Source organism: Leyella stercorea (assembly GCF_021531355.1).
GTDB lineage: Bacteria > Bacteroidota > Bacteroidia > Bacteroidales > Bacteroidaceae > Prevotella.
The window spans coordinates 1-5,599 of the sequence record NZ_JADYTS010000117.1; the positions used below are offsets into that span (position 1 = coordinate 1).

General features: G+C 41.2%; 8 protein-coding genes and 1 pseudogene. All 9 read right to left on the reverse strand.

Annotation, left to right across the window (positions count from 1 at the left end):
• On the reverse strand, positions 1–391 hold a 391-nt coding region (locus I6E38_RS14210; protein WP_235394610.1), incomplete at its 3' end, for a transposase.
• A 46-nt stretch (positions 392–437) separates the two neighbouring features.
• Positions 438–593: an IS66 family transposase gene (locus I6E38_RS15490; RefSeq protein WP_368043084.1), complete on the reverse strand. Its 156-nt coding sequence runs from the start codon at positions 591–593 to the stop codon at positions 438–440.
• Positions 590–1,858, reverse strand: coding sequence for an IS66 family transposase (locus tag I6E38_RS15355; RefSeq protein ID WP_262912387.1), 1,269 nt, complete (start codon positions 1,856–1,858; stop codon positions 590–592). The genes I6E38_RS15490 and I6E38_RS15355 overlap by 4 nt, the downstream gene beginning before the upstream one ends.
• A gap of 213 nt (positions 1,859–2,071) precedes the next feature.
• Positions 2,072–2,428 carry an IS66 family insertion sequence element accessory protein TnpB gene (gene tnpB, locus I6E38_RS14220; RefSeq protein ID WP_235394611.1) on the reverse strand — a complete coding sequence of 119 codons (357 nt, stop codon included), beginning with the start codon at positions 2,426–2,428 and terminating at the stop codon, positions 2,072–2,074.
• On the reverse strand, positions 2,416–2,787 hold the full coding sequence (locus tag I6E38_RS14225) for a hypothetical protein (RefSeq protein ID WP_235394612.1): 372 nt from the start codon (positions 2,785–2,787) through the stop codon (positions 2,416–2,418). The genes tnpB (I6E38_RS14220) and I6E38_RS14225 overlap by 13 nt, the downstream gene beginning before the upstream one ends.
• Before the next feature lie 316 nt (positions 2,788–3,103).
• Entirely contained in the window at positions 3,104–3,268 is a 165-nt protein-coding gene (gene tnpB / locus I6E38_RS15495) for an IS66 family insertion sequence element accessory protein TnpB (protein ID WP_368043083.1), read from the reverse strand.
• A 1-nt stretch (position 3,269) separates the two neighbouring features.
• Complete coding sequence (locus tag I6E38_RS14230) at positions 3,270–3,617, reverse strand: hypothetical protein (RefSeq protein WP_235394613.1); 348 nt, start codon at positions 3,615–3,617, stop codon at positions 3,270–3,272.
• Between the two features lie 193 nt (positions 3,618–3,810).
• Positions 3,811–3,963: a hypothetical protein gene (locus tag I6E38_RS14235; protein WP_235394614.1), complete on the reverse strand. Its 153-nt coding sequence runs from the start codon at positions 3,961–3,963 to the stop codon at positions 3,811–3,813.
• Positions 3,960–5,469, reverse strand: a pseudogene (locus I6E38_RS14240) (IS1634 family transposase). Before I6E38_RS14240 ends, I6E38_RS14235 begins: the two are co-directional and overlap by 4 nt.
• Positions 5,470–5,599 lie beyond the last annotated feature (130 nt).

Consider the following 5,599-nt stretch of genomic DNA (forward strand, 5'->3'; position numbering starts at 1 on the left):
GGGTTGTGTTAAACTCACGCTCAAAGTACTTGCTTATATCACGAGTGCTTGTACCAAGGGCATACATGTTGATTATTTGATCTGCCATACCTTCAGCAAGAATGGTCTCACGCTTCTTGACCGTTTCCGGTTTGAAGGAGCCGTCACGGTCACGAGGCGTTTCTACTATCACCTCTCCATACTTTGTCTGTACGGTCTTGCTCATCTTGCCGTTACGACGATTGCCAGAACTACGGTCAGCACTATTAAGGTGGGCATCCATCTCACCTTCTAAGGCTGCGTTTAGGATACGTTCCAGCATGGGAGCCAAAGCTCCGTCTTTACCAAAGAGTGCTTCACCGCTACGCAGCTGCTGGGCTGCTTTCTTGTAGTCTATTTCCAAATTGTCCATATTATAAGAACTGTGTTAAACTATTATTATTATAGCCTGACACAGTTTATTTTACACTCTCGCCATTCTCACTGCTGAAACCACCAAAGCTTTTCCTCAAATTAGTGAAAGGTCGGACTGCACGCTCACAGCAGTTGTTGTCTATCTGGATGTTGCCGACATTTAAGTCAAGGCCTGATGTAGTTTTGACGACATGTTCTATAGCTTCTTGTCATATCTCTCAAGCATTGAATTTGCCTTTTGGATAAGTTTATTCAAAACTGGTATTGCTATCGATTTTCGTGCTTTTACTATATCTTTTTCGGTACGTCCAAACACCAGATTCTCAACTTCCACCTTATAAAGACAGCTTATTAAATCTATAAAAGCCTTAGCTCTGCCATCCTTGTAGTCACGCAGCGCTGAGTCAAAGATTCTTCTCACATGCGCCCAACAGCACACGTGAACACAGCCTTTCAATTTACAGAAATAAGTATATGCAGCATAGGCGTCAGTCATCAAGGTGCCAGTAAAACCTTTAAGAAATTCCTCTATAACCTTGCGTTTGCGACGACCGTACATATAATAGCAGACTTTGGTTGTCATATTGACTATCACCCACATGTAACGTTTCTGATAGTGTATTTTACCATTCTTATCCTTAACCTTTGTATCTACCCACGTCTCGTCGCAATATATTGAAGCTCCTGGAGTAAGAAGAAGTTTCTTAGACTCGTTCTCGAAAACACAAGGGCGTTCCTCATCTTTCTTTGGAGCAAAATATTCAAACTCATTTCCCTCACTATCACGCACCCATGCATATAGATAGCGGTCTTGACGTATGACACTGATACGGTCGAATTGGTCAACCGGGCGTGAATATCTGATAAACTCATAGCCAAGCTCCTTCAGCTTTTCCTTATCACAATCATGCACTATACAGACATCTGCATGCATCTTTTTGTAATGATCAGGACGGTTGGACGTGTCACGCTTGGTGTTGATTGACTGTGCAGGAGATTCACCTGTTTCATCATCTTCTTCATCGTCCTCCTCATCATCAGGAGAAGCCTTGCAGCCATTCTCAATGAAGTCAGATTCACGCTCATCTTTTGTCTTACCTTTGTCTGTATTACCAGAAGAAGAACTTTCCGCACTCTTACCATATGTCTTACGACGACGCATGGCATTCTCTCCCTCCAATTTGGAAATCTTTGCCTTTAAGGCTTCTATTTCATCATTTGCCTTGGAGATCGTGACATTCGCTTCCTGTAAAGAGGTTTTCGCTTCCTCAAGTTGTCTGCCCATAGAATTGTTATGGTCCAACAAGGTTTTGACAGCCTTGAAAAGCTCGCTTATTTTATCTTCGTAATCCTTTCTTTCCATATCGCTCATATTACTGGCAGTATTGGCAGACACTGAATTCAGCGTCTGCTTATACTGCGATTGCATAATCATGCGTTCTATGTCGATATGTGGATTCTCCATTATATACTAAGTTTACGTTAGCAAAATTGTATATAATTTTTGAAACCCACAAGCTCATAAAATCTATTTAACAATCAGCTATAAGTGGACTTTGTAGGTATAAGAACAATTATTGTCTCTTAGCAATGTCCACAACTTTTCAATACATATCTCCAACAGGTTTAAATCTAATTGTAAACTTGTAGAAAATCATGTTTGACTTATTTAACAGTATTACATTACTGTATTACCATCTATAACATCAGCATGCAAATTCTTGACAACGGGACAAGAGAGCATTGCCACAAGATATTTCCATTCCAATACATATACAGGAGACACTCCTGAGAATTCTATACGGACAAAACTCATGTTGTCGTCAAAACGCTGAACGTAAAGTTGGCATTCACTATGCTCATGACGTATTATCTTCACCAGCTTTTGATCCCTGGAAGTAAAAACATAAGCTGTTCCATCTTCTGGATTCTCACCTAAAGAACGTAAAACACTGCATAGTTTGTCATAACCTCCCCGCATATCCTGATAGTTGGGGACATATTTATATCGGGTCGCTCCTGTTAAGCTAAACATAAGTGTTGTAATTTTTGTACGAAACTTAGCATCTCGTCATAGTTTATACGATGATGCTCTATCTTCATCCCATTGCTCAAACCTATGTTTATATAGGAGATTGTTATGGAGGGTCTTGCCTCCTGCTTTACATTCTGAGCAGTCTGTACGGTTGCTGTGGCTGAAATATCATCAGGAGCTCCCGATACCACACAATCAACAACAGACGAAGGCTGCATACGCTTCTTATACCATTTCTCAAACACATGATAAGGAATTCCATTTGACTCAAAGAACTGGGCCACTGAAATACCTTGCTTGTTTACCTCATTGGAATAGCGATTCCATAAAGTCTCAATGTCTTTTGAACTCGTTGCCATAATTCTAATATTTTTAGGGTTACGTCACAAAGGTAATCTCTTTTAAACAGAACGCCTAAATAGGGGTTGGATGCTTACGAAGACACTCCAGAGCCTCCTCTACTTTCTGCCAAGAGGCAACAAAGTCAGGATCATCTGTTTTAATCATCATAAATATACATTTTAGATTGAATGGTATTTGATACAAGCAAAGTCACTTGTTCTCTAGTTATAAGATGGCAGCTTTTTATTACCATAAACTTTGGTTTCAGCATTTTGCCATCATCAAACCATTTCTGATAAATCACATAGCCATTCAAGTCATAGTGAAGGATCTTCACCGTATCATATTTTTGTTATAGAAGATGAAGGCTTCTCCGCAAGTTGTAGGGTCGCGATGAAAATACTCACGGACCATCGTTGCCAACCCCTCTTTTCCTTTTCTCATATCTGTTGGGATGCTACAGATATAGAAATTGGTGCGTGATGTAAAATTGAACATACTACATACTCATTTTACGCAGCAGTTCTACAACAACCGCCAAATTTGAACATCTTATCTCCAACTCATCTCCAGCAGGACTTGCTATCACCAGTTGCTTTACACACCACTTTGCCTCTGATTGTACTACTGGCTGTTCAGAGAAACGCTCATCTATTACCTGAAGAGGTATCAACGAAGGTTCCTCTTCCTTCTCAACCTTACCATTGCTGGAAGAGTACTGCTTTTTGTATTCAGACAACCACTTGTAGTCAATACCTTCATCACTACAATACTTACGCAGATTTCGACCTCTACGGTTCTGGTTAAAGTCCTGCATCACCTTTTCGAAGTATTCCTTTGTTTCCATAATTCTGATTTTAAGAATTCGGATGCAAAGGTAAATACTTAATGTGTTAATACTTTACGCTGTAATGGTGATATACTGATTATAAAGTCTGATTTCACTCCCTTTACCATTGCTACTAGCGTACCCTTCCTACCGTGCCCCTCCTTGTTTGTCACAATTGTGTACAATTCCCCATTGCTCAGCGAAGACTCATCTATGGCAAGATGTTCACCGAGGTTGCAGGCATAAAGAGTAAATTCATCTGAATGTTTTTCTGATTCCATGAGTGAAATCCGCTCAGATGGTTCTTGTAGTAGTCATTTATGACATTTGCCTTCAAATGCGTAAACTCTCCTGACTTCGTCATTGCGTCACCCAAAATCCTTCGTCAAAGAGTTTAGCTATTTTCTGATGGCTTACCATCAACATTGTTTGAGTGTAAACCTCCTTGTTCAGAGGTAGTTTAATTTGTATGGTTGTGATTGTCTTTGCCAATGCAAGCACCTTGTCTACGCTCATCTTAATCTCTGAGATTTTCAGCATACGCTCCAGTTCCTTGTAGACTTTCAAAGCCACGAAGCAGATGCGATGCGTTTGCGCGTAAAATGAAACATGGGGCGTATCTCTATCTTTGATTTTGCAATACGGAAAGCCCGTTCTACATGCCAAAGGTTGTGGTAAGCCGTGTATACATCCTGTATTGCTATCTCCGTATTAGTGAGATATCCTTTTAGGCCGTCCCATTTGGAGTCGTCAGCAATACGGTCATAGTTGATGGCGACTTTCACCTCACCTCCATGGATAAAAACTTATTGTAACCTCTTTTGTTGATGTTGCCTTTCGTGAGCGCACCATGCTTGTAAGCCTTTTCCTGCCTGCGTATTCCCTTCTCTCGGTTATAGGCATCTTTCTTTGCACGGTCATCTGTATAGCCGACCAAGAGCCGACGTCCGCCTCCTTTGTCATATTCAACCATCTGGCAGTCACGCTTGGGCTGTTCCAGTATCCAGTTCTTGACTTCCTGACTTTCATTCTTTATCTTCGCACCTATTATATACTTGTATCCGTGCGCCTCGAGTTCCGCAATATTTGCATTGTTCATCAGACCGGAGTCAGCCACCACAACGAAGTTTTCCAAACCGTATTTGCTTACAAACTCGTTTATTGTCGGCAGCATCGTGTGGCCTTCATATTTGTTGCCTTCATGGATGCAATAGGCAAGCAGGCCGAGTATAATCTGAGGATTACTGTGACGTTCCTCTTTCGAAAAGCCTGTCTTGCGCAATTCGTCCTCATAATCCGCTTCAAAGTAAAGTGTGGTGACATCATAGAATAGCACACCGATATTTCCACCGAACAGTTTCGCAGTATGGCGCACGCTTATGTCCTGTACGATTTCGTGCTGATGGTCGCTAATCTTGTCAAGATAGCGATAGATTTTTGAGAGATCCACATCTTCGTCAAAGTGGTTTTTCAGATATTCCACCGTAGCAGCCTTGCTCGTTGGATATGCAAAACGAGCCTTTACAAGCTTGCGGAATACATCGTCGTCAATATGATTGAAACCAATCCGGTCAAACGTGCGGTCCAATATCAAGTCGCATCCGTTGAGAAGGATGTTGCTGATGTTGGACAGAACACGGCGGACTTCTTCTCGCTCACGGTCACGCTCCTCTCCATACAGATCGAGTTTTGGATGACGGCGGGATTCTTCCTTTGAAATCCATTCTTTTGCTTCATTGACAAAATTTTCGACCTCATCTTCACTATATGCAACACCAATTGTGGCAAGTTCCTTCATCTTGCCACCGATTTTCTCAACAACAATAACTCCGATATTGCCGGAACGATGTCTTTTCTTTCTGATAAACATAGTTAAAAAAGCTTTTGCGTCACCCAATATTAGGTGACGCAAATATACAAAATTTTGTTTATCCCAAATCGGTCATTAGAAAATGACAAGAAGCTTTTTCTAATGACCGCCATTAGAAAAACAGCTTTGT